The sequence below is a fragment of the Paenibacillus sp. 7516 genome (assembly GCF_002272715.1).
Classification (GTDB): domain Bacteria; phylum Bacillota; class Bacilli; order Paenibacillales; family Paenibacillaceae; genus Paenibacillus; species Paenibacillus illinoisensis_A.
Window position 1 is genome coordinate 46,749 of record NZ_NPBI01000007.1, and the last position, 23,449, is coordinate 70,197.

General features: G+C 46.8%; 25 protein-coding genes. 3 read left to right on the forward strand and 22 right to left on the reverse strand.

The window, feature by feature from the left end:
• Positions 1–38: 38 nt before the first annotated feature.
• The 4 genes from dprA to CHI14_RS07635 form a co-directional block, all read right to left on the reverse strand.
• The gene (dprA, locus tag CHI14_RS07620; protein ID WP_095287841.1) at positions 39–1,169 is read right to left on the reverse strand and encodes a DNA-processing protein DprA; all 1,131 of its coding nucleotides are present in this window, start codon (positions 1,167–1,169) and stop codon (positions 39–41) included.
• A gap of 243 nt (positions 1,170–1,412) precedes the next feature.
• Positions 1,413–2,342 (reverse strand): succinate--CoA ligase subunit alpha, encoded by a 930-nt coding sequence (gene sucD / locus CHI14_RS07625; RefSeq protein ID WP_095287842.1) that lies wholly within the window; start codon positions 2,340–2,342, stop codon positions 1,413–1,415.
• A gap of 183 nt (positions 2,343–2,525) precedes the next feature.
• Complete coding sequence (sucC, locus tag CHI14_RS07630) at positions 2,526–3,686, reverse strand: ADP-forming succinate--CoA ligase subunit beta (protein ID WP_095287843.1); 1,161 nt, start codon at positions 3,684–3,686, stop codon at positions 2,526–2,528.
• Positions 3,687–3,945: 259 nt separating this feature from the next.
• Positions 3,946–4,401: a MarR family winged helix-turn-helix transcriptional regulator gene (locus tag CHI14_RS07635; protein WP_095287844.1), complete on the reverse strand. Its 456-nt coding sequence runs from the start codon at positions 4,399–4,401 to the stop codon at positions 3,946–3,948.
• Positions 4,402–4,629: 228 nt separating this feature from the next.
• On the opposite strand from CHI14_RS07635, the gene CHI14_RS07640 reads away from it, so the two are divergent.
• Together CHI14_RS07640 and CHI14_RS07645 are read left to right on the forward strand one after the other, a co-directional pair.
• On the forward strand, positions 4,630–5,058 hold the full coding sequence (locus tag CHI14_RS07640; protein ID WP_095287845.1) for an organic hydroperoxide resistance protein: 429 nt from the start codon (positions 4,630–4,632) through the stop codon (positions 5,056–5,058).
• A 274-nt stretch (positions 5,059–5,332) separates the two neighbouring features.
• A complete protein-coding gene (locus CHI14_RS07645) occupies positions 5,333–6,937 on the forward strand; it encodes a YifB family Mg chelatase-like AAA ATPase (RefSeq protein WP_095287978.1) in 1,605 nt (534 codons plus the stop codon).
• Positions 6,938–7,081: 144 nt separating this feature from the next.
• On the opposite strand, the gene CHI14_RS07650 is transcribed toward CHI14_RS07645, so the two are convergent.
• The 8 genes from CHI14_RS07650 to rplS form a co-directional block, all read right to left on the reverse strand.
• On the reverse strand, positions 7,082–7,639 hold the full coding sequence (locus CHI14_RS07650; RefSeq protein WP_249281040.1) for a nitroreductase family protein: 558 nt from the start codon (positions 7,637–7,639) through the stop codon (positions 7,082–7,084).
• Positions 7,640–7,895: 256 nt separating this feature from the next.
• Positions 7,896–8,297, reverse strand: a complete 402-nt coding sequence (locus tag CHI14_RS07655; RefSeq protein WP_249281041.1) for a YraN family protein — start codon at positions 8,295–8,297, stop codon at positions 7,896–7,898.
• Positions 8,294–8,602, reverse strand: coding sequence for an EscU/YscU/HrcU family type III secretion system export apparatus switch protein (locus CHI14_RS07660; protein ID WP_095287847.1), 309 nt, complete (start codon positions 8,600–8,602; stop codon positions 8,294–8,296). The genes CHI14_RS07655 and CHI14_RS07660 overlap by 4 nt, the downstream gene beginning before the upstream one ends.
• Entirely contained in the window at positions 8,599–10,632 is a 2,034-nt protein-coding gene (locus CHI14_RS07665; RefSeq protein WP_095287848.1) for a hypothetical protein, read from the reverse strand. Before CHI14_RS07665 ends, CHI14_RS07660 begins: the two co-directional genes overlap by 4 nt.
• A 30-nt stretch (positions 10,633–10,662) precedes the next feature.
• Complete coding sequence (locus CHI14_RS07670; RefSeq protein WP_095287849.1) at positions 10,663–11,361, reverse strand: ribonuclease HII; 699 nt, start codon at positions 11,359–11,361, stop codon at positions 10,663–10,665.
• Positions 11,362–11,904: 543 nt separating this feature from the next.
• On the reverse strand, positions 11,905–12,768 hold the full coding sequence (gene ylqF / locus CHI14_RS07675; protein ID WP_095287850.1) for a ribosome biogenesis GTPase YlqF: 864 nt from the start codon (positions 12,766–12,768) through the stop codon (positions 11,905–11,907).
• A gap of 161 nt (positions 12,769–12,929) precedes the next feature.
• Positions 12,930–13,547 (reverse strand): signal peptidase I, encoded by a 618-nt coding sequence (lepB, locus tag CHI14_RS07680; protein WP_095287851.1) that lies wholly within the window; start codon positions 13,545–13,547, stop codon positions 12,930–12,932.
• 299 nt (positions 13,548–13,846) lie between these two features.
• On the reverse strand, positions 13,847–14,188 hold the full coding sequence (rplS, locus tag CHI14_RS07685; protein WP_018883527.1) for a 50S ribosomal protein L19: 342 nt from the start codon (positions 14,186–14,188) through the stop codon (positions 13,847–13,849).
• 307 nt (positions 14,189–14,495) lie between these two features.
• Between rplS and CHI14_RS07690 the strand changes: the two genes are divergently transcribed.
• Positions 14,496–15,461 (forward strand): polysaccharide deacetylase family protein, encoded by a 966-nt coding sequence (locus CHI14_RS07690; RefSeq protein ID WP_095287852.1) that lies wholly within the window; start codon positions 14,496–14,498, stop codon positions 15,459–15,461.
• 3 nt (positions 15,462–15,464) lie between these two features.
• Here the strand turns inward: CHI14_RS07690 and CHI14_RS07695 are convergent, their stop codons facing one another.
• The 10 genes from CHI14_RS07695 to ftsY form a co-directional block, all read right to left on the reverse strand.
• Positions 15,465–16,712 carry a hypothetical protein gene (locus CHI14_RS07695; RefSeq protein ID WP_095287853.1) on the reverse strand — a complete coding sequence of 416 codons (1,248 nt, stop codon included), beginning with the start codon at positions 16,710–16,712 and terminating at the stop codon, positions 15,465–15,467.
• 149 nt (positions 16,713–16,861) lie between these two features.
• Positions 16,862–17,239 carry a VOC family protein gene (locus tag CHI14_RS07700; protein WP_095287854.1) on the reverse strand — a complete coding sequence of 126 codons (378 nt, stop codon included), beginning with the start codon at positions 17,237–17,239 and terminating at the stop codon, positions 16,862–16,864.
• A 222-nt stretch (positions 17,240–17,461) separates the two neighbouring features.
• Complete coding sequence (trmD, locus tag CHI14_RS07705) at positions 17,462–18,235, reverse strand: tRNA (guanosine(37)-N1)-methyltransferase TrmD (protein ID WP_095287855.1); 774 nt, start codon at positions 18,233–18,235, stop codon at positions 17,462–17,464.
• A 1-nt stretch (position 18,236) separates the two neighbouring features.
• On the reverse strand, positions 18,237–18,749 hold the full coding sequence (rimM, locus tag CHI14_RS07710; protein WP_095287856.1) for a ribosome maturation factor RimM: 513 nt from the start codon (positions 18,747–18,749) through the stop codon (positions 18,237–18,239).
• A gap of 248 nt (positions 18,750–18,997) precedes the next feature.
• The gene (locus tag CHI14_RS07715; protein ID WP_024630185.1) at positions 18,998–19,228 is read right to left on the reverse strand and encodes a KH domain-containing protein; all 231 of its coding nucleotides are present in this window, start codon (positions 19,226–19,228) and stop codon (positions 18,998–19,000) included.
• 23 nt (positions 19,229–19,251) lie between these two features.
• Positions 19,252–19,524: a 30S ribosomal protein S16 gene (gene rpsP / locus CHI14_RS07720; protein WP_024630184.1), complete on the reverse strand. Its 273-nt coding sequence runs from the start codon at positions 19,522–19,524 to the stop codon at positions 19,252–19,254.
• Positions 19,525–19,578: 54 nt separating this feature from the next.
• On the reverse strand, positions 19,579–20,955 hold the full coding sequence (gene ffh / locus CHI14_RS07725) for a signal recognition particle protein (protein ID WP_024630183.1): 1,377 nt from the start codon (positions 20,953–20,955) through the stop codon (positions 19,579–19,581).
• A 60-nt stretch (positions 20,956–21,015) separates the two neighbouring features.
• Positions 21,016–21,366 carry a putative DNA-binding protein gene (locus CHI14_RS07730; protein WP_095287857.1) on the reverse strand — a complete coding sequence of 117 codons (351 nt, stop codon included), beginning with the start codon at positions 21,364–21,366 and terminating at the stop codon, positions 21,016–21,018.
• Between the two features lie 260 nt (positions 21,367–21,626).
• Positions 21,627–22,274 carry a PAQR family membrane homeostasis protein TrhA gene (gene trhA / locus CHI14_RS07735; RefSeq protein WP_064639088.1) on the reverse strand — a complete coding sequence of 216 codons (648 nt, stop codon included), beginning with the start codon at positions 22,272–22,274 and terminating at the stop codon, positions 21,627–21,629.
• A gap of 144 nt (positions 22,275–22,418) precedes the next feature.
• Positions 22,419–23,432, reverse strand: a complete 1,014-nt coding sequence (ftsY, locus tag CHI14_RS07740) for a signal recognition particle-docking protein FtsY (RefSeq protein ID WP_095287858.1) — start codon at positions 23,430–23,432, stop codon at positions 22,419–22,421.
• Positions 23,433–23,449 lie beyond the last annotated feature (17 nt).

Sequence of the window (23,449 nt, forward strand, 5' to 3'; positions counted from 1 at the left end):
AATAATCTATTTTCACATGCCGCGTGGTCACAGCATTGTCATACCCTTGCATATTTGGTTCCAGGTAATTGGCTAATCTGTTTTTTTATGATTAAAGATAACAGAACTGAATGCAAATGTCCAAAATCCCAACCGAGCTGCTCTACAAGTTGATCCAAAGATCTTTCGTCCTGCTCCAGCAAGGAGATGATCCTTCTCTCATCAGATGAGAGAATCACTTCAGGAAACATATCCGTATGATTACCTTCTCCCTTTTCTGGGGAACGTCCTCTATTGTAAGGAAGTTGTTCGGGATTTGGCAAGTCCATTCGGTACTCTTCAAGCAGATCATCCGCGCAAGTGACCAATTTTGCCCCCTGACGAATCAGATTATGTGACCCCCGACTCTTGGGTGATGTAATGGGGCCCGGAACAGCAAATACATCTCTCCCTGCCTCCAGCGCAGCATCTGCAGTAATAAGAGAGCCGCTTCGGATATCCGCTTCTACAACCAGCGTTCCAAGTGTCAAACCAGCAATAATTCGATTACGTTCCGGAAATAATCCTTGATGAGCACGTGTGCCTGGTGGATATTCCGACAGTAATAGACCTGTTTCAGCAATTTGCTCAGCTAGTTTTTTGTTCTCAGGTGGATAGATCTTATCAATTCCTGTGCCAAAAACGGCAATGGTTTTACCTTTTGCGCGAAGAGCGGCCTCATGACAGGTGCTATCAATCCCTCGGGCAAGTCCACTTACTATGGTCAACCCTGCATGACAAAATTCTGCCGTTAGCTTCTCGCCTACTTTGCGCCCATACACTGTTGGCATTCGGGTTCCTACCATGGCAATCGCCTTTGTATGTAACAAACTCATGTCCCCACGGCCATACATAACCCAAGGTGCCTGAACGGTTTCCTTCATTAATATGGGGTAATCTTCATCCAGATAGGTAATAACCTGAATTCCTTGTTTATAAACCGCTTCACGCCTATGCTCAATCCAGTCTGCATCGAAAGTTTTCACAAGCCTCGCGGCCTGATCTTTACGTAACCCGGCTTGAACCCAATCTCCTTCTTCATAATGAAGCAAATCTGGAAGGTTGAGCCCCCCTGTCATTAATTTCGAGATCGTTTTCTTCCCAACACCATCCATTTCATGCAAACCAAACAGAATCAAGCTTTTCTCCATGCTATAAGCCTCCCGAGCGGGAAGAACACTTCCCTCATATTGTGTAGGTTGTGACGACAGAATGCAAGCGTTTACTTTACAAAGAGCAATTCAGCTCCCTCATTTGGCAAGTAATTCAACGCAAAAAAGCAACCCTTCGCCCTGTATGAGGACAAAAGGTTGCTTACCTTTTCCGTATCACAATAGTCGGTTACGAGAGTAATAACATCTCCGCACCGTTTCTACTATTATAATGGAAAAGAATTAATGTGTCGTGCACAAATTTAAAATCCCGCGCTCTTCTAGCACGCTTACCAGAGTGGAGCCCATCTCGGCAGGCGTTGGAGCAACTTTGATACCGCAGGATTCAAGCTTCGCGATTTTTTCCTTGGCTGTACCTTTACCTCCTGAGATAATGGCACCAGCATGACCCATCCGTTTGCCTGGAGGCGCAGTAACGCCACCGATAAATCCAACAACCGGTTTGGTCATATTATCGCGTACCCACTCTGCAGCGTCTTCCTCTGCTGTACCACCGATCTCCCCGATCATGATGACAGCATGAGTCTGAGGATCTTCATTGAAACGTTTGAGGATATCAATGAATTCGGAACCTTTAACCGGGTCTCCCCCGATTCCTACCGCTGAAGACTGTCCAATTCCACGTGTAGTCAATTGATGAACAGCTTCATAGGTGAGCGTTCCGCTACGGGAAACGACGCCAACATGTCCAGCCATATGGATATAGCCAGGCATGATCCCGATTTTACATTCACCCGGTGTAATAACACCAGGACAGTTCGGTCCGATCAATACAGTCTTTTTGCCTTCCATGAAACGGTCTACCTTCACCATATCAAGGACAGGGATACCTTCTGTAATACAGATTACAAGATCAAGCTCTGCGTCAACAGCTTCCATGATGGAATCCGCTGCGAATGCTGGTGGCACATAGATAACACTCGCTGTTGCACCTGTAGCTTCCTTCGCTTCTTGTACCGTATTGAATACCGGAAGACTAACGACTTTGCCATCTTCCAGCGTGATATCAACATTGGTCCCACCTTTGCCTGGTGTTACACCGCCTACCATCTGGGTTCCGTAATCCAATGCGCCCTTCGTGTGGAACATTCCCGTTGAACCCGTAATGCCTTGCGTAATGACTTTTGTATTTTTATCGATCAAAATACTCACGTTGCTTCACATCCTTACGGTTATTTTTCAAGTTCCGGACAGCTCCGGCACTAAGAAAGCAATTTATATCATTCGATTCCATCGCTAGCGGGAACATGAATTAGACGGACTGAAGCATTCCGATCCAATTCATGAAGATTGCGAACCGCTCTTTGGATTGATATAAATGGCCCAGGAATGAACTTATTTTACGAGGGCAACGATTTTTTGTGCACCGTCGGCCATGGAATCAGCAGGTACGATATTCAGGCCGGATTCACCCAAAATCTGTTTGCCAAGCTCCACATTCGTTCCTTCAAGACGAACAACCAGCGGTTTTGTGAGGCCAAGCTGCTTCGCTGCTTCAACCACACCATTTGCAATGACATCACAGCGCATGATTCCGCCGAAAATATTAACGAAGATGCCCGCCACTTTAGCGTCAGACAAAATGATTTTGAAAGCTTCTGTCACTTTCTCCGTTGTTGCACCGCCCCCAACATCAAGGAAGTTGGCAGGGTCTCCGCCGTAGTATTTGATGATATCCATCGTAGCCATCGCAAGTCCCGCACCGTTAACCATACAGCCGATGTTGCCATCAAGTGCTATGTAGCTGAGGTCGTATTTGGAAGCCTCGATTTCTTTTTCGTCTTCTTCATCCAAGTCGCGCAGTTCCAAAATATCCTTGTGACGGAACAATGCGTTGGAATCAAAATTCAGTTTCGCGTCCAGCGCGATAACGTTTCCATCTCCAGTAACAACAAGAGGGTTGATCTCAGCAATGGAGCAATCTTTTTCCACAAATGCAGTGTACAATGCAAGCATGAATTTGACTGCTTTGTTCACCAATTCATTTGGAATATTAATGCTGTAGGCCAATTTACGTGCTTGGAACACTTGTAATCCAATAGCAGGGTCAATAACTTCTTTGAAAATTTTCTCAGGAGTAGCTTCAGCCACTTCTTCGATCTCCGTACCGCCTTCTTCGGATGCCATCATCACGACACGGCCCGTTGCACGGTCAACAACAACACCCACATAGTACTCTTTGCGGATATCGCAGCCCTCTTCGATCAAAAGACGTTTTACTTCCTTGCCTTCAGGTCCAGTCTGGTGTGTCACCAGTACTTTCCCCAAAATTTCGGAAGCATACGCTCTAACTTCGTCTGCGCTCTTCGCTACCTTTACGCCGCCGGCTTTTCCCCGGCCTCCTGCGTGAATTTGCGCTTTGACTACAGTCACCGGACTGCCCAGTGCCTCTGCGGCCGCAACCGCTTCATCGACTGTATAAGCAACCTTCCCATTAGGAACGGCAACTCCATACTGTTTCAGTACTTCTTTTCCTTGATATTCATGGATATTCATTCTCGAATCCTCCTATCAACATGACTGCAACAAGGCGGGTTGGTTGACTACCAAAAGACAATTGTTGACTATTTTCACTTAAACCCAATTCATTGTAACACGTTTTTAAAACGCTTTCCTTAAAAAAGTAATGGTTAATAGACAGCTTTTTGATATGGATATCATCCCATATTGTGAATGCTTGGATATTAATGGAAAAAAACCTCAGACTAATATGTCTAAGGTTTCTCCTTTTCGTTATATCAAGATTATTTCCAGGTTATTTTCTAGCTTCTTTCATATTCGTTTCATGTACCTTCTGAAGCAGTCCTTTAAACTGACCAAGCAACGATTCAAATTCCGTACTGCTCAGGCAAGCATCCCCCTGAATAGAATCCGGAATGGACAGAGCCTTATTGCGAAGCTCCTTACCTGAATCAGTTAACGTAATAAGCACTTTGCGCTCATCCTGTGCTGAACGTTCACGATGAATGAGTCCGGCAGATTGCAGGCGTTTTAATAGCGGTGTCAACGTTCCCGAATCCAAGTAGAGTGCCTCTCCGATTTCTTTAACCGTGCATTCCTCTCGCTCCCACAATACCATCATGACCAAATACTGCGAGTAGGTGACACCCAGCACCTCGAGATATGGCTGGTACATCTTCGTGATTTCACGTGAACAAGCATATATGGCAAAGCATAATTGGTTATCCAACTTCAAAGCATCCGTTTGCATAATATTAATCCCACCTGCCTATTGTACATTTAATTTCTTATAGAAAGCGCTGTGTTAAGCCTGTCTTTTGCATGCTTATCTGCACATACTGAAAACTCTCTCTATATATATTATCACAAATTAGAAAAAAAACAGAATAATTGAGCACAAGGGATTTTACATTTCTATTTTATTGTGTTAAATTAAATTGTGTAAAATATAATCGCAGACATAAAGGGGCGAGTTGACATGATGACTATTCAACAAAAAATGTATGAAACTACGGTAAAAGCAGTTGGCGGACGTAACGGTTATGTAGAATCCTCCAGTCCGGAACTTCGTTTAGATGTACGCACACCGAAAGAAATGGGCGGTGCAGGTGGAGAAGGTACCAACCCAGAGCAATTGTTTGCAGCAGGTTATGCAGCTTGTTTTGATAGTGCACTAAATATGGTTGCTCGCATGCAAAAAATTAAGTTAGAAGGTACTGAAGTCACAGCTACAGTTCATTTCGGAAAAGTGGAAGATGGTGGCTTCGGCATCGCGGCAACACTCGACGTTCTTGCAAAAGGCGTAGACAAGGCGACCGCAGAGAAGCTGGTAGAAGCGGCTCATCAAGCATGCCCATACTCCCGTGCAACACGCGGCAACATTGATGTCGAACTAAACGTACTTTAATTAAATTTGTAAAACTGTTTCATTTCCTCTACTTTGAGATGGTTAGTATCCTTAACGATATACCTATTCAGACAATGATTTTCTGATGATATCCACGAGAGTGGATTGATAAAAATTCAGAATTCAGGGTTAGAATTACAGCGATGATGAAGACAGGTTGACGCCCTGATTTCTTTTATATACAATGCTTATTAGAAGCTGAGGAAGCACCTTGATTCGCACACTGGCCCGCATTATGCGCAGCCAAGGACGAAGTGAGGTGTTTCTTTTTATTATGTACGGAAAATTGTATAGTGCATGTTTATATGGAATTGACGGGGTATTAATCGAAGTGGAAACGGATTTGTCCAATGGATTGCCCCAGACTTCCATTATTGGCTTGCCGGATTCGGCCATTCGTGAAGCGGTTGAGCGTGTTCGTGCTGCTGTCAAAAATTGCGGTTATCAATATCCATTACAACGAATTACGATTAATCTTGCCCCTGCTGACCTGCGTAAAGAAGGCTCTTCATTTGATCTTGCCATTGCCGTAGCTTTGCTAATGACTAGTGGGCAGCTCGTGCTGCCGTCCCAGGAAAGAACACTTTTGCTCGGCGAACTCGCATTGGATGGCTCGGTTCGATCCGTACCAGGTGTACTTGCCATGGTGGATCTGGCTAAGCGTCAAGGCTTCACTTCCGTTCTCCTCCCCGTTGATAATCTGGCAGAAGCTTCGTTAATTAGCGGTATTAACGTATATGGAATCGGCCATTTAAGAGACATCGCGCCAGATAAGCCTGATTCCCAGACGAAAGATGGGGTCTTGTCTAAAGCGGGAACGGTTGTTTTGAATAACTTCGCTCACCTTATTAAACCCGCTGCATATGAACAGGGTCTCTCCAGCCCCAACGCCAAGACTCAGATTACGGCTTCGTTAAGCGATGACTACAGTGACGTTCTCGGCCAACATCATGTGAAGCGCGCGCTGATGATTGCTGCAGCCGGGATGCATAATATACTGCTAGTGGGACCTCCCGGGACTGGCAAAACGATGCTTATCAAACGTCTGCCCACCATTCTCCCTCCGTTATCCGAGGAAGAATCACTGGAAGTCACCAAAGTGCTAAGTGCTGCTGGGAAACTGAAAGAAACGTCAAACGGTTTGGTTACGGAACGCCCCTTCCGGTCACCACATCATACGATATCTACCTCCGGCCTAATTGGTGGCAGCGGTATTCCGAAGCCGGGTGAAGTCAGCCTTGCACACCGCGGTATACTGTTCCTTGATGAGCTTCCTGAGTTTCATCGTCAAGTGCTTGAAGTTTTACGTCAGCCGCTGGAGGATCATACGGTCACCATAAGCCGGGCAAGAGCTGCTTTTACGTTTCCTGCACAGTTTATGCTTGCATGCTCCATGAATCCCTGCCCGTGCGGGTATTTGTCCGCTCAATCTGAGGATCAGCGCTGTATATGCAGCCCTTCCCGCGTTGCAGCTTATCGGGCCAAAATCTCGGGTCCTTTGCTGGATCGGATAGATCTGCAGGTCGAGGTTCCTCCACCTGGCGAATGGCGGAAGGCAGCACCTTCCCCGACTTCTGCCGAGATGCAAGCCAAAGTTGTCCATGCTCATCATATCCAGGCAAAGCGCTATGCGAGCAGCTCTGTGCGTTGGAATAGTCAGTTATCCGGAAGACTGCTCCGCCGAACTGCACGTCTTCCCTCGGAAGCAGACCATCTGCTCCAGCACACACTGCAAGCCCTTAACTTAAGCATGCGTGCTCACGATCGCATTATCAAGATGGCGCAGACGATTGCTGATCTGGATCATGACGGCGAAATTTTAACGGCTCATGTGGCTGAGGCAATTCAGTATCGGCAATTGGATCTAAATTTGTTTTAGAACCTTAATAGCCCCAGCTCATAACATATAAATTCACTTTAATGACGATCACTAAAAAAACCGTTCAGGTCATCTCCTTCATTTCATTGAAAAGGAGACCTTGAACGGTTCATTGGTTAAGATACGGACAGGCATGCTGCTTACTTAATCAAAAAGGGTAAGTTTATCTTTGGCCGGTGTGCGTTCTTTCGCAGAAGGGATAACCTCCGGATAACCCATGTAGACCATGCCGACAATTTTTTCACCAGCCTCAATCCCCAGTGGTTTGCGGAATTTCGGTGCATACAGGAAAGGCTTGGTTACCCAAAAGGTTCCAATATCTTCACTCCATGCAGCCAGCATAAAGTTCTGCACCAGTGCACTTACTGCAGCAAAATCCTCATCCCATATATTTTGTCTTGGATCCTCTTCCAGGACCACAAGCATGATCGACGGTACCTGCATAACATTGGCTGAGAATTTGTTATCTTCGCCCATCTCTGCCTCAATCGCTTCTGCAAGCTTCTTCCGCCCGTCTCCGGTAAACAACAAAAATCTCCACGGCTCACGCAATTTATGGTTTGGTGCCCAGACTGCCGTATCTAACAGCTCGATAATCTGTTCTGTAGGCACAGCATCTTTTTTAAACTTTTTGACGGTACGCCGGTTCTGAATGGCACTTCTTACATCATTGACTGTACCAATATTTGTAGATTTGGTCACTGAACTTACCTCCTATGGAAAATTCTCCATCACAGCAAATTCCAATAGCGCTGCTAACGGACTTTATAATAAATAAAATCAATACGCTTGGTTACATTCTTGATTATACAACGAACCGTTCTTCAGTTTCAAAGAATGCCCATGGAATTAGTGTTGACTATTTTTCACACAAAAAAGGTGTCTCTAAAATTTGAATTCACAAGGGAATTCTTTCATTTTAGAAAACACCATGTTTAAAGTGGTTTAGTTCATCAGTTCAGAACGCATTTTCAATGTGCTCAATAGTTACAATCTGACCTGCCGCATCTAAAATTACAGCAACCACATCAAAACGAATTTGCAATTCTTTCTCTCTTAATTGTTGAAGATATACGGCTGCCGTGGAACGAACCTGCTGCATCTTACGAATATCTACCGATTCCTGTGGTGTACCATACTTTCCGGCTCCACTTCTGCTTCGTACCTCAACAAAGACAAGCAAATCACCATGTGCAGCGATAATATCAATCTCACCACGGCGGCAACGCCAGTTTTGTTCCATAATTAAATAACCTTGCTCACGCAGCCACCTGCAAGCCGCTTCTTCGCCTATCTTGCCTTTTTGCTGACGCGTAAGTTTGGGAGTAGAGTTATGTCTAGGTCCAGGTGAATGGCTCACCATGTATCCTCTCCCTCACTTCCGGAAGCGAGGCGGTCTGCTCGGTAAATATAGGTTAACACCTCAGCCACCAGTTGATAGAGCTCTGCCGGAATTTGCTCGTCCAAGTCAAGCTTGGACAAAACCTCCACCAGTGCAGCATCCTCCTGAACAGGAACTCCGTTTTCCTTAGCTTTATCAAGGATTGCTTCCGCGACTTTGCCACGGCCTTTGGCTACAACGACCGGCGCTTCACTTTCGCCGGGTACATATTTTAAGGCAACAGCCTTTTTGGAAAGAAGATCTGGCTGCGGCTCATCTTTCATACTCGCATATCCACCCCTTTGTAACGATCAGGGCTGTAGTCGGACGCATTTATTTTACGCTCAGCACCCGGTTCCTGGCCAACTGGCCAGGGCTCTGTCTTAAAGGTTAGTAATTGATAGCCCAGCTTGTCCAGCGCCTCTTGAATCACTTCCCGTCCGCTATCCAGAAGCGGACCCATGCCCTCCCGATCATTGAGAACCCGAAGGCTGACAATATTGTTGACGACATGCACATCTACCAGTGTTGGTCCGAGACTTTTCATGTCCAGATCAAACCACAATCTGCAATTGGATGCATCCAGTTCACCGCGCGGGCCCCGCCGGGATTGGATCTGTACCGAAGCCGTTTCTTCTCCATTGGGTCCGGTAATCGGGATGAACCAGTGCATTTGGGCAAAGGTAGAGCCCCGGTCCGTTGTCAGCAGCAACTGCTGACCCGTCAGATATTGCACAGCCTGCCCGGCGGCTTCCTTCAGGGCCGCCGGGGCACTGTCGCTGCTGGCGAGCTGCAGCAGCAAGCCCTTCAGCGAGTCCGCGGTGCCTGGACTCGCCGCCTCACCCACGCGCGGCTGTGCAGCCGCGCCGTGCACTGCCTGCTGCTCGTGCTCCGCACCGAGCAGCTTCAGCACGCGCCCCACCCACGGGTCCCCCTCGTGGGTGACAGGCGCGTGCTGTGCGGCAGCGCCCGCAGGTGCTGCCGCACTCCCCCCAGCCGGCTGCGCATCAGCGCCGGCTGGTACAGGCTGCGGCACGCCTCCGGCAGCCGCAGCAGCCTGGCCGCCCGCAGGTGCAGGGGCGGCCTGTGCTGGTGCGGCAGCGGACGCGCTGCGCAGCGCGTCCAGCAGGGCCAGCAGCTTCGGCGCCAGTTGCGCCGCCGTTGGTGCTGCTGCCCCGGTCTGCGCTGCAGCGGGCGAAGCACTCGCAGCTGCTGGCGTCTCCGCACGGCCATCTGGTCGCCCAGCCGCGCTACCTTCCTGCTGGCCGGCAATCCCTCGTCCAGCTGCTACATCCGCTGCCGCCCCAGGTATACCCGGGCGGCCCGCTTCCGTGGCACGCTGGCTCTCTCCAGGGATTCCCGTCCCTGCCTGAATGCCTTGCCCAGCTTTTCCGGCCGTTTCCGCTTGTCCGTTTCCAGATTTTGTCCCAGCCTCAGGAAGCCCTGTGCCTGAGCTGGTTTGCACACCACCGCGCACGTCTGCCGCTGCGCCGCTGTTTGACATCGGAACAGGTCCTGTTCCGGCTCCTGCCGGCGTTGTTGTAGGACCCTGCAGCAGTGATGCCGTTTGGCCAGATGTTCCTATCTGACGTCCTCCAGCAGGCAGCGTTTCGGGAGCATCTGTCTGCTGCCCGCCGGCTACCGTTACAGGCAAACCACCCGACGCTGGCAGCTTGGATGTACCTGCCTGTTCACCCGTCACCGCGGTTTTGCCCGCACTCTGAGTAAGAAATGTTTCCAGCTGCTCCGTTAACCCATTTAGCAGCTGATGAAGGGGTGGACCAAATACCGTCTGATGCAATCCTTTTACCGTTTCCGCCGTAATCGGCAGACCACGCTGAAATGCAATACCCGTTGCCTGCACCCACTCTTCCACAGGTACTTGAGCTGGTTTGACAGTCATCATACTTTGAACCATGGCAACATTATCCTTCGTAAACGGTAACCCGCTGCGCTGCATGGCGAGCAGCAGTTCCCGATTCCCCTTGGTATCCGGCAAACCTACCTCTTGAAGCAGATTGTTCAAAGATGCTTGGGGCAATTCAGACAACGTGCCAGCTAGCGGCTTCATGACGGTCATGCCATTCTCTCCAGGCGGCTGCACTTGAAGTAGTGTGGTTTCCCCTGGGCGAAGGGGTGTCTCGAGCTTGGCACGTACCTGTACGCCCTGAATTTGCAGAACAGCATCTCCACCATCCTCTGAGACACTTACGACAGATCCACGTACAACCTGACCCTCCTTAAGCTCAAGCGGCTTGGCATTCCCCGGCTTGCTGTCTCCCAGGAGACCACGAATCATCGAGCTAATATTCACGGTTCTCTCCCTCCTTCCTTTACATCTTGGTTAAAATAAAGTATGCTGCTCGCCGAGCAGATTGCCGAGAAAACTCCGCCTGTGCATCGGGGTGGCGCCAAGAGCCATGATCTGTTCGCGATGAAACTTAGTTGCATATCCCTTATGTATCGACAGACCATACTCTGGATATAATGTCTCCCATTCCTCCTTGCAGAGCCGATCGCGGGTTACCTTCGCAATGATGGATGCTGCTGCGATGGACTGGCTGTTGGCATCCCCTTTGATAATGGAGATCTGAGGTACATTTACGTCCACTTTTTCGGCATCAACCAATAGATAGTCAGGTGGACCGTCCAAGGCCTCCACGGCACGCTTCATTGCAAGTCTGGTGGCCTGTTTAATATTGAGACGATCAATCGTTTCTGCATCCGCAAAACCAACACCTACGGACAAAGCCTTTTCCATAATAACGTCATACAGAGCTTCACGCTTCTTCTCTGTTAGTTTTTTGGAATCATTGACACCTTCCAGTATCAGATCACGAGGCAATATGACAGCAGCGGCCACTACATCTCCGAATAGACATCCCCGGCCCACCTCATCAATTCCTGCAATTCGCTCAAAACCACTCTCCCAATACTCCCTCTCATGAATCAGCAGATCACGGGGTTCAACCTCTGCTTTTTTCTTCTTGGATTCAGAAGGTTCCACTGGTATCAGTTCATTTATTTCATTATGTTCAGTCATTGCTTTCATCTCCTCTACCCACCAAGCTTTAACATGTTTCTCTCTATAAGTCATCAATGTCTCTTTTCCCTATGCCCGGTTCGGGAAGCCCCCAATTTTTTGATCCTAATATGTTCAGTCCAAGTAATTCACTTACTCTCTTGATCACACCCTGAACGTGGTACTCTGTTATAGACGCAGATTCTAGCTCTTTGTTTTTCAGATTAGTAAAAATTACTTCGTCTTCATTAGCACCTTGATATGCATATATGATAATAAGTTGGTTTCTTCATTTATCGGTATCTGAAGATTTAAATTGAAGATATCTTGTGATCAACCAGGCGAATTGCTTGAACTCTCATCATAGCACGATTTTTACACCTCAGATATATACACAAGACAATCTCATCCTTTCCTATTTGTGGTCATCTTTCATTCCTGCTTTTATAATCGCTGCTCTATCATAAGCTCCTTATTTTTTATAAAAATGAAAAAAGCGACCGCTCCCGGTAATCCGGTAACGGCCGCTTCTTTCGGCTCAATATTGCAAAATGAAAATTCGTTTTAATATGGAGCTTCCATAGAGAAGCGTCCCATCTTGCCTGCACGCAATTCACGCAGAAAAGCACGCGATGCTTTTTCCAGGTCCACACGTCCACCGCTAACAATACAGCCCCGTTTACGACCAACCTGTTCCATGATGGCTATAACGCTATCCGAATCATCTGCATCCTTGGAGAACTCCTGAAGCTCGTAGCGTTCCTCCAGAGCATCCCAGTAGTAACGCATCAGGTAACTGATTGCAAAGAAGGCAATATCCTCGGCATTGAGGATCTCCTCCTTGATGGCTCCTGTGACCGCAAGCCGATAACCTACGTTCTGGTCCTCGAATTTGGGCCACAAAATACCTGGCGTATCGAGCAGTTCCATCTCTTTGCCTACTTTAATCCATTGTTGACCCTTCGTTACACCAGGACGATCTCCCGTCGCTGCAATATTCCGTCCAGCAAGTCGGTTAATCAATGTGGATTTCCCTACGTTGGGAATACCTACAATGAGTGCACGGACTGCACGCGGGTTAATACCCTTCGCCAGCTGACGGTCAATTTTCTCTTTGAGCAGCAACCGGGCCTGTGCCGGAATGTCTTTTACATTGGTACCTGTGGATGCATCCACAGGGAACGCAGTAATTCCTTCATTTTTGAAATGGGCAATCCATTCCTGTGTCACCTTGGCATCCGCAAGATCAGACTTGTTTAACAAAATCATGCGAGGCTTACCCTGTAAAATTTCATCAATCATCGGATTTCGGCTGGAGACAGGCAGACGGGCATCCAGCAGTTCGATGACCACGTCAATCAGCTTTAACTTATCCTGAATCTGGCGTCTGGCCCGGGTCATGTGACCTGGAAACCATTGTATCGTCACCTTGTCTTCACCTCATTATTTAATGATATATAAGCTAAGCTACAATTCACTCGGCCCCTTCATTGGCAAAACACGTTTCCGGTCACGGGTATCCCCATTCTTATTTTGCCCTCTCTGGTATGGAGTAAACGATATATTTAGCTTATATACCCTGAACTTGATTAGTGGTTAATCCACTTGATATCACCGATCGGCCAGAAAATAACATCTGCACGTCCTACGATATCTTCTAGAGACACGTATCCAATCATTCGGCTATCCGTACTGTTCGGACGATTGTCGCCCATTACAAATACATGGCCTTCCGGTACCTTGCCATCCGGGAATTGCTCATTCGGGAAGTCCTTCACATTATAGGTTCCGCCATTCGCTTCGGCTGCGTCAATCGCTCCCTGAATGTACGTCTCATTCACTTTCTCCCCGTTTACCATAACCGTATCCCCACTCACCTGCACAGTATCACCCGCTACAGCAATGACACGTTTGATGAAATCACGTCCTTCAGAAGGGACATGGAATACGATAACCTCTCCGCGCTGCGGTTCCCGGATATCGTACAGGATTTCATTTACAATGACACGTTCACCTGTATGGAAATTCGGCTGCATGGAAGGTCCGTCCACGACAAACGGTTTGAATAATAACCATCGAATTAAAATAACGAGCACCAATGCGATCACAATCGCTTTGAGCCATTCGACAATCTCATTTTTGGCTTTTTTGGATCGACTGCCCTTCTCTTCGGCAGAATTGTCCTGCTGTTGAACGTCCTGTTCCATTATTGATCTTCCTCTCTTCACGGTACATGTTATAGCAGTTTACACATCCAGCTTTTCACATCATTCATTTCATTGAATTCATGCAAAATTCTCAAATCAGTTATGTACTTCTACACGAGCATTTCATTCCATTACAAATGATCCGCATATTACATATGCTCTAACTGATTACACAAGCCTCCCGGACTCTCACGCGTGTGCCGCCATACCATTTTACTCGGAAGTGTACCTCCGGTTCAACTTTTCCCGGACAAAAACGAAAAGGGCTTGTCTCCAAGCCCTCTCCGGTATCCGTTATATTAACGAATTTCTTTAATTCTCGCTGCTTTACCGCGTAGTTCACGAAGATAATAAAGCTTCGCACGACGCACTTTACCACGGCGAGCCACATCGATTTTATCGATTTTAGGGGAATGAAGCGGGAAAGTTCTTTCCACACCTACACCGTAAGAAATTTTACGAACTGTAAAAGTCTCACTGATTCCACCACCACGGCGCTTGATCACAACACCTTCGAACAATTGGATACGCTCACGAGTTCCCTCGATAACCTTAACGTGCACTTTCAAAGTGTCACCAGGACGAAAACTCGGAATATCTTTGCGAAGTTGTTCTTGAGTAATCGCTTGAACGATATTCATCTATGACTCCCTCCTTCCGTACAGGCGTTCATACTTCTTCCGGAGAACACCCTGTCTCCTTCATTATCCATAGAGGACCGCCGTATTCCACACAACAGAATTATTGTACCATGCCATATATCAAAACACAAGGAGAAATAAACATAATATCACAAACAACTCTTTCACTCGAAGTCAACCACATTACGGAAAAAATAATGTAACTTTCTGTCAAGAATGTTCGTCTATGATATAGATTGGTAGAATACTGAATACCTGTCTCAATTGCACTAAGAAATGAAATTGTATAAGGAGAAACAACTGAACTATGAAACATTGGAAAAGATTTACCCTTGCGACACTAGCCGCAGTCACTTGCATCATTACGCTATATGCCTATGCTGTTAATCATCCTACAAATGCACTATCACACAAAGCATGTACATCCTGGGACATGGTCAAGCGTAAAGCGTTCCTGATGTCACACACAGACTACTCTAGCAGGACCGGTCTGAATCTGGCTACCTTCCAAGTTGCGCCTGGTACAGCTACGGAAGTTCCTGTACTCATGTATCACTACATACAGCCCAAAGTGAATAATCACGAAACAGGAAACAAGTCTGTTATTAATCTTGAGGATTTCGAAGACAATATGAAGTACTTGCATGATGAAGGGTACAATACGATTACATTGGAGCAGCTGGAAGACTATGTGAATGGTCTGATCTCACTACCCAAGAAGTCTATTGTCATCACTTTTGATGACGGATATCAGAACAATTATACACTTGCCTATCCCGTACTCAAAAAATATAATTTTCATGCTTCTCTCTTTGTCATCGGCAGCAAGATTCAGGATCAGCCAGCTGATTTTGATCCCGCCAAAAAAACATTTATCTCCGAACCGGAGATGAAGGCAGCAGCAGATGTATTTGAGTTTAACAGCCACACCTATAACTTGCATCACAAGGGGTTTATGCGCTGCGGTGAGAGCGTGCCTGTGGGACTTGATACAAGCCTGCTGAACGATGATATCAAGATGATGAAGGAAAAGGGAATCGACACGCCCTATTTGGCATATCCTTTCGGTTACACCAGCACACAGATGATTTATCAGCTGCAGCAAAATGGTTATCGCATGGCCTTCTCGGTTCGCTCAGGTTTTGTTCAACCAGGTGATAACCCGATGAAGCTCCCAAGACTAACAGTGACAACCGGAACGGATTTAGCCACATTGCTGAACCCAAAGGCAGATCAGTCGGATATACTCCCTTTGGTCGACACCAGTCAATAGTAGCTAAACCAACACTTCTCCGCCTGGATATAGAGTCGAGCTGTACAGTCTTTTGGACTGCGGCTCGGCTTTTTTGGAGGTCCATGGGGTCAGTTCAATCTTGGAGCTGGAATACAGGACAGCTTCAGTCATGTCGTAGATGATGATTTGTTCCTTCCCGGTCTGACAGAGATCCGCATGTACGGCATATCCTTCTTTCCCGAATTCTGCAACCGTTTGCATCTGTCCATCTACCAAAGAAGGCAGTACCCCTCCGCCTCTACGATAAGCCAATACATAATCCAGTCCACTGTCATCCCAGTCCCGTACAGGCTCTATAATCGTTAGCCAGCCACGTGTAGTCCGAACTTCCGTCCAGAGTTCTTTTCCCTCACAATCCAGCAAAAACATTCCGTCTTTTCCATGCTGATCACCGCGAATGATACGATCAAGACCAGCGACCTGCAAACCGGGCAGCACTTCGCAAAACTTTCCTAACGCGATGTGCTGCGATTCAATAGAATCGGCATACCGCCATATCTCATGGCCGTAACGGTCCATCATTACCGTTACACTGCCGCCGATAACTATTTCAATATGACCATCACCGTTCACATCTCCAAACCAGATACAATCCGCATGATCGTCCAGATCAGTGCAAGACCATAGCAAGGTTCCGTCATGATCCAGCATGTCATAGCCTGCCATAACCTCATCCTTCCCATCGGCGTCGATATCGTATACCCATGGGAAATGTCCTACATTGCCTTCGTGCTTCCATAGAAGATTGAAATCATGATCGAGTGCCCATAAGGTTTTATACCGATCCTTGATTATGACATCCAGCTTTTGTTCATCCCCGGTCAGATTCGCAAGAATAATGCAGTCATGTGCCTCGTCACCCGGTAAAGAATGTGTACTTTTAATATCTCCGGTTTTTCCGTCCAGAATCAGAAACTTCTTACCCATGATACAAATGACTTCATTGTTCCCGTCTCCATCCCAATCCGCAATTTGAGCGGGGTAATCCGATCCTGGACCACCTGCATCCGGATCAGGTTTTCCCACTTGCCAGAGGAGCTCTCCATCCAGATCAAATGCCGTCAGACAGGATACCTGATGCGGAACATAACGGTCATCGATTCCGCCATCGGCTTGAACCAGCAGCATCTCTAATCGTCCATCTCCATTCAGGTCTCCGAGAAGCATTTTGCAACGTTCCCCGGCTTTACTTATATCTATTCTGCCGATCTCGTAAGGCTGATGATACATAATCTTCCTCCTCCGTTTTATCGTTATAGATTGCTCACCCTAAATTTAACATAAAGATCTCATCTGTTCTTGACAGCTCTTGTTCTGAATTCCTGAAAAAGTGAACATTCACATTGATTACTCCTGCAGGATACGAACGATGCCTCTTCTTATTTAATCCATTCCAAAAACTCCAACCTATTGCCAAAAGGATCGTGAACATAGAAGCGTTGTACACCTTCGTCCGTTCTCGCATCGTCATCTATGATATGAACCTGTTTACCACTTAAATGTTCTTTAAGTAAGTCTAAGTTCTGAACGTGAAATGCTGGATGAGCTTTAGTAGCGGGCACAAAATCTTTTTGTACTCCAATATGCACCTGATGAGTTCCACATAGAAACCACACGCCACCACGTTTTTTTAGGGCTTCAGGTTTCGGAATTTCTGTCCATCCCATAAGGTTATGAAAAAATATCCGTGCTTCCCCTTCACATCCTTCTGGCGCCGCAAGTTGGACATGATCCAGACCATAGAAATTATAAGTCATTTCAAAATACCCCCTCTCCGTTTCATTTGGTGAAACAATGTTTCATAATTATATTCTATAATAGTCTACATATTTAATCCAGCTTTTTACATTTTCAGTCGCTACGAAATTCACAGCATACACCTCCACAACAAAAAAAGACCACCCCCGTAACCTAAAGGGTGGCCTGTATCTTGTATTCATAGCTATGCTACTTATCATGCGATCATAAAATATGTGCAGCTACTCAGAAGTCCGTTCCATCTCAGAACGAAGTTTATCGAGCCATATCCGTTCTTTTTCCGTTAATTCAGCAGTATTCAGCATATCCGGTCTGCGTTCCAGCGTACGGATCAGAGATTGTTCTCTGCGCCATGCATCAATATTCAGATGATGTCCAGATAACAGCACATCCGGTACCTTCATGCCTCTGAATTCAGGCGGTCGTGTATAATGCGGATATTCGAGCAGCCCTGTGCTGAACGAATCTGTCACCGCACTCGTCTCGTTCCCGAGTACACCCGGGATCAAACGAGCAACACTGTCAATGGCAACCATTGCAGGCAGCTCACCTCCGGTTAACACATAATCCCCTATGGATAATTCGTCGGTGACGAGAAATTCGCGAATACGCTCATCATAGCCTTCATAATGCCCACAGATAAAAATCAGATGATCTTCTTGTACCAGCTCTTCCGCTTTTTTCTGTGTAAACGTCTCACCTTGCGGACACATTAAAATGATGCGAGGAGGTTTGGTCGATGCTGCTGCTGACTCTTCGCTGCGCTTTTCAAGGACATCCTCCACAGCAGCAAAGATCGGATCAGGCTTTAATACCATCCCTCCGCCTCCGCCATAAGGTGTATCATCAACCGTATTGTGTTTGTTCGTAGCATAGTTCCGGAAGTTTACTGCATTCAGTGAAACGAGCCCCTTCGTCTGAGCTTTGCCAAGAATGCTTGTCCCGAATACACCTTCGAACATTTCTGGAAATAATGTTAGTACATCTACTCTCATGTTAAAGCAATCCTTCCATCAGATGAACCTTAACCAGTTTCTCATTCACATCGACATCAAGCACCACATCGTCAATAACAGGTAACAGAATTTCCTTGCCTGCCGCCGTTTTAACAACCCATACGTCGTTGGCTCCAGGTGTCAGAATCTCGGAGATTGTTCCCAGGTTCTCACCTTCTTCAGTCACAACAGTACATCCAACGATTTGGTGGAAGTAATACTCATTCTCCTCCAGCTCAGCCAAATTCTCTTTGGAGACTTTGGCTATGCTGCCTTTGAACTTTTCCACTTCATTAATGTTTCCGTATTCCTTCAATCGAACGATATACATATTTTTATGCAATCGTGCCGATTCCACATGAACCAGCACCGGGTGGTTGTCGGGTGTAAACAAATACAGCTCCGCATTTTTCGCAAAACGCACTTCCGGGAAATCGGTTAAAGGCATGATTTTCAACTCACCACGAATTCCGTGGGTATTGACGATTTTACCTACATTCATAAACTCTGCCATACGTTCCTCCTGCATTTCATTCAATATTGTTCATAGTCATGATCTTCCTACAGTCGACCGGTTACAACTCGTTATCCAATCGCTGTAATCCTCTAATTTTAAATTTCATTATTCAAAGGTCAAAATTCAGTGATAAAGGCAAGCGCGAGCGTTATTCATGTTTGATGAGCTACTCAATTATAATATTTAAGTTTCAGCATGCACGAAAAGGGGCTAGGACATGCATCCTAACCCCCTTTCGTATATCTTTAAGATATGATATCGACGGTAACCCGTTTATCCATCTTAACTGCTGCTGATGTGACGACCGTACGAAGAGATTTTGCGATTCGCCCTTGTTTACCAATAACCTTCCCGACATCGTCAGGATGAACAGTTAACTCGTAAACGACAAGCCGGTCTTTCTCAACCGTCCGAACCGCCACATCTTCCGGATGATCGACCAAAGCCTTAGCAATTATGCTTACTAATTCTTCCATAGATGACCCTCCGAATCAGCACCTTATTTAGTCAATTTAGACTCGTGGAACTTCTTCATCACGCCCGCTTTGCTCAGCAAGTTGCGGACAGTGTCGGATGCTTGCGCACCGTTTTGAAGCCATTGCAATGCTTTATCTTCATCGATCTTAACAACAGCCGGTTGTTCAACCGGGTTGTAGTAACCGATCTCCTCGATAAAACGACCGTCACGTGGGGAACGGGAATCCGATACCACTACGCGGTAGAAAGGAGCTTTGTGAGCACCCATACGTTTCAGACGAATACGAACTGCCATTTGAAAATTCACCTCCTTCAATGAAATCTGTATATTCCTCAGCAACCCTTGCAATCAACGGAAAGGAAACTTCATTCCTTTGCCAAGACCCTTCAGCTGCTTCATTGCCTTGTTCTTGCCGCCTTTAGGTCCCATCATATCCGAGAACTGTTTCATCATGCGGCGCATTTCATCAAACTGCTTGATTAGGCGATTAACCTCAGCCAAAGATGTACCACTACCTGTAGCAATACGTTTCCGGCGACTATGATTGATCATGTCGGGGTTGCGCTTCTCCTCGGTAGTCATGGAGTACACAATCGCTTCAATCCGGCCCATTTGCTTGTCGTCCACTTTCAGGTCCTTGGCTTGCTTCATCTTGCCCATGCCGGGAATCATATCCATGATCTGATCGATAGGTCCCAGCTTCTTCACCTGATCCATTTGCTCCAGGAAATCCTCGAACGTAAATTCTGCATTACGCATCTTACGTTCCATTTCCTTGGCTTTTTCGGTATCAATGTTGGATTGTGCTTTCTCAATCAGGGAAAGCATATCCCCCATGCCGAGGATCCGTGAAGCCATCCGTTCCGGATGGAACGGTTCAAGAGCATCGAGCTTCTCGCCGAGCGACGCAAACTTGATGGGGCAGCCGGTTACTGCTTTAACAGAAAGTGCCGCACCACCGCGCGTATCGCCGTCCAGTTTGGTCAAAACGACCCCAGTCAAGTCAAGCTGCTGGTTAAAGTGTTCCGCCACATTAACAGCATCCTGACCGGTCATGCTATCGACCACAAGCAGGACTTCGTCTGGATTCACTACGCTGTGAATCTGTCGCAGCTCTTCCATCAATTCCTCATCAACGTGCAAACGTCCCGCGGTATCGATGATAACATAGTCATTGCCGTTATCTTTGGCATGCTGCAGACCCTGACGTGCGATCTCCACCGGGCTTGTCTGATCTCCCAATGTAAACACCGGAGCCTTGATCTGCTCACCCAGTACTTGCAATTGCTTGATCGCTGCAGGACGATAAATATCCCCCGCAACCAGCAATGGTCGGCTGTTTTGCTTTTGCAGCATCTTAGCTAATTTACCGGATGTTGTCGTTTTACCAGCACCCTGCAAACCTACCATCATCAGCACCGTAGGCGGCTTGTTCGCTTTAGCCAGTTTCGACTGGCTTCCACCCATCAAGTCCGTCAGTTCCTTGTTAACGATGTCGATAATTACCATGCCTGGCGTGAAGCTTTCCATGACTTCCTTGCCAACAGCTTTCTCTTTCACCTTGGCGATGAATTCCTTGACCACTTTGAAGTTTACATCCGCTTCGAGCAATGCCAGACGTACCTCACGCATAGCTTCGGCAACATCTTCATCCGACACCTTGCCTTTGCCGCGCAGCTTGCTGAACACATTCTGCAATCGGGTCGTTAATCCTTCAAATGCCATGATCCCACCTCCTTAAGCTGTAATACTGTTTTTGGAACCGATACGTTCCGTCCCACTTCCTTATTCCCGAAGCTGGTGAACAATATCGTTTATTTGTTTGTTGTTATCAATGGAGACGCCTGCGCGTTCCAGTGCATTTTGCAAATCTTCGAGATTGCGGCTACGTCGTTCGTGCTTCTCCAGCAAGCCAAGCTTGCTTTCGTAATTTTCCAGCACCTGTTCAGCACGCTTGATATGCTCATATACCGCCTGGCGGCTGATCTCGAACTCGGCTGCAATTTCACCAAGCGAGAAATCATCATGAAAGTAATATTTCAGAAATGTTTGCTGTTTCTCAGTAAGCAAACGTTCATAGAAAGCAAACAGCAAGTTAATCCGGTTTGTCTTCTCAAGCCGGTTTTCTTGACTCATATCGGGGCACTCCCTTCGTCAAGGAAAAACACTTTACACTCTTGCAACGTTCCTAATAATACCGAAAACAAATCAGGATGTCAAGCAAAAATACTTGTCACAATAAAAACGTTCAATTTGCACTCTTTTTTCGTGCCTATACGGTTGATCTTAGCCATTCCTATACAGTAGAATACGACCTGCTGCATCCTTTATATAGAACAAAAAACGAATGGGTCTCCACAGATGGAGCCGATTCGTTTTACACTATCTACTGTGTTCTAGCGAAGTGGTGTCAGGTACAGCAGTACCATAAAGAAATGAAGAATACTGCCTGCCAACACAAAGAGATGCCAAATCGCATGGTGATACGGAAATCCACGCCACACATAAAAAAGCGTACCCAGTGTATACATCAGACCTCCAGCAACCAGCAGCACGATTCCGCCTGTAGGAATGGCAGCCATGAGCGGTTGCCAGGCAATAACGATGAGCCAGCCCATCGCAATATAGAAAATCGTGGACATGAATAGAAACCTTTTCGTAAAAAACGCCTTAAAGATCACGCCGAATAATGCGATTCCCCAGATTACACCGAATAGGGTCCAACCAAGTGTGCCGCGAACAGCAATAAACAGAAGCGGAGTGTACGATCCAGCAATAAACAAATAAATGGAAGAATGGTCGAAAATCTCAAATAAATCTTTCATTTTTCCATCTTTCCATGCATGCACGAGTGTAGAGCTCGTATAGAGCAGCAACATGGTGATCCCGTAGATCGTGAAACTGACCACATGCCAAGCCGTGCCTTTCATACTCGAAAATACAATCAACAGCACCAGTGCAGCAACACTGAGCGCAGCGCCGATTCCATGAGTCACCGCATTGGCGACTTCCTCACGACGGGAATAGGTATAGGTATTGGCCATATCAACCATCCTTTCTAGCCCTTTAGCCTTGCCTTCTTTATTCCCATTATACACGTATTGCCAGTGACATTACACGTGACACTTATCACGTATATCACTGGCAATACGGTTAACGCTATTAATTCATCCTATTTATTAATGGTTCTAAGAACTGGCTTCCTCATCTTCTGCGTCCTGATCCGGTTGCTCTTGGATCAGTCCGGCAAACAACGCATGCACGAATTGCTCGGAATCAAATGGCTGCAGATCGTCAATTTTCTCACCAAGACCTACCATCTTCACTGGCAGATCCAGTTCCTGACGAATGGCAACGACAATACCACCTTTCGCCGTACCATCCAGCTTCGTCAGTACGAGTCCAGTCACGCCGCTTTTCTCCCCAAACAGTTTGGCCTGATTCAATGCATTCTGTCCAGTTGTCGCATCGAGAACCATCAATACTTCGTGTGGAGCTTCCGGGATTTCACGCTGAATAACACGATAGATCTTGTTCAGCTCCTCCATGAGATTGGATTTGTTCTGTAGACGACCTGCGGTATCGCAAAGCAAAACATCTGCTCCCCGCTGTTTGGCTGCTTGCACAGCATCATACATAACCGCGGCCGGATCTGATCCAGCCTGCTGCTTGATGACTTCAACGCCGGCACGCTGTCCCCATACCTCTAGCTGCTCAATTGCACCGGCACGGAAGGTATCACCAGCAGCCATAATGACTTTTTTGCCCTGCTGTTTGAAACGATGTGCCAGCTTGCCGATCGTTGTTGTTTTACCTACGCCGTTGACACCGACAAACAGAATAACGGTAATGCCATCCGGATTCATCTTCAGTTCGTTATTTTGTTCACCGCGCAGGAGGTCTGTCAATTTCTCGGACAACACAGGCTGCAATTCAGCCGCGTCTTCAATTTTGCGTTTTTTGACCTCAACACGCAGGTCTTCAATCAGGTTCATGACGGTATTGACCCCAACATCCGCTCCAATCAGGATTTCTTCCAGTTCCTCATAGAATTCCTCATCGATCTTTTTGCGGCGAATAACGAGATCGGATACTTTCTCCACAAGCCCTTTACGAGTCTTCTCCAGTCCATCCTTGAACTGTTTTGTTACCGACTCCGTTTTGCTTGCAATGCTGTCTCTCAGCTTCTTAAAGAAACTCATAAAGCCCCTCCATCGTG

Coding starts and splice junctions, on each gene's coding strand:
- dprA (WP_095287841.1), bottom strand. CDS start 1,169: ATGGAGAAAAGCTTGATTCTGTTTGGTTTGCATGAAATGGATGGTGTT.
- sucC (WP_095287843.1), bottom strand. CDS start 3,686: ATGAATATCCATGAATATCAAGGAAAAGAAGTACTGAAACAGTATGGA.
- CHI14_RS07635 (WP_095287844.1), bottom strand. CDS start 4,401: ATGCAAACGGATGCTTTGAAGTTGGATAACCAATTATGCTTTGCCATA.
- CHI14_RS07640 (WP_095287845.1), top strand. CDS start 4,630: ATGATGACTATTCAACAAAAAATGTATGAAACTACGGTAAAAGCAGTT.
- CHI14_RS07645 (WP_095287978.1), top strand. CDS start 5,333: ATGTACGGAAAATTGTATAGTGCATGTTTATATGGAATTGACGGGGTA.
- CHI14_RS07660 (WP_095287847.1), bottom strand. CDS start 8,602: ATGAAAGATGAGCCGCAGCCAGATCTTCTTTCCAAAAAGGCTGTTGCC.
- CHI14_RS07670 (WP_095287849.1), bottom strand. CDS start 11,361: ATGACTGAACATAATGAAATAAATGAACTGATACCAGTGGAACCTTCT.
- lepB (WP_095287851.1), bottom strand. CDS start 13,547: ATGGAACAGGACGTTCAACAGCAGGACAATTCTGCCGAAGAGAAGGGC.
- rplS (WP_018883527.1), bottom strand. CDS start 14,188: ATGAATATCGTTCAAGCGATTACTCAAGAACAACTTCGCAAAGATATT.
- CHI14_RS07690 (WP_095287852.1), top strand. CDS start 14,496: ATGAAACATTGGAAAAGATTTACCCTTGCGACACTAGCCGCAGTCACT.
- CHI14_RS07695 (WP_095287853.1), bottom strand. CDS start 16,712: ATGTATCATCAGCCTTACGAGATCGGCAGAATAGATATAAGTAAAGCC.
- CHI14_RS07700 (WP_095287854.1), bottom strand. CDS start 17,239: ATGACTTATAATTTCTATGGTCTGGATCATGTCCAACTTGCGGCGCCA.
- trmD (WP_095287855.1), bottom strand. CDS start 18,235: ATGAGAGTAGATGTACTAACATTATTTCCAGAAATGTTCGAAGGTGTA.
- rimM (WP_095287856.1), bottom strand. CDS start 18,749: ATGGCAGAGTTTATGAATGTAGGTAAAATCGTCAATACCCACGGAATT.
- CHI14_RS07715 (WP_024630185.1), bottom strand. CDS start 19,228: ATGGAAGAATTAGTAAGCATAATTGCTAAGGCTTTGGTCGATCATCCG.
- rpsP (WP_024630184.1), bottom strand. CDS start 19,524: ATGGCAGTTCGTATTCGTCTGAAACGTATGGGTGCTCACAAAGCTCCT.
- ffh (WP_024630183.1), bottom strand. CDS start 20,955: ATGGCATTTGAAGGATTAACGACCCGATTGCAGAATGTGTTCAGCAAG.
- CHI14_RS07730 (WP_095287857.1), bottom strand. CDS start 21,366: ATGAGTCAAGAAAACCGGCTTGAGAAGACAAACCGGATTAACTTGCTG.
- trhA (WP_064639088.1), bottom strand. CDS start 22,274: ATGGCCAATACCTATACCTATTCCCGTCGTGAGGAAGTCGCCAATGCG.
- ftsY (WP_095287858.1), bottom strand. CDS start 23,432: ATGAGTTTCTTTAAGAAGCTGAGAGACAGCATTGCAAGCAAAACGGAG.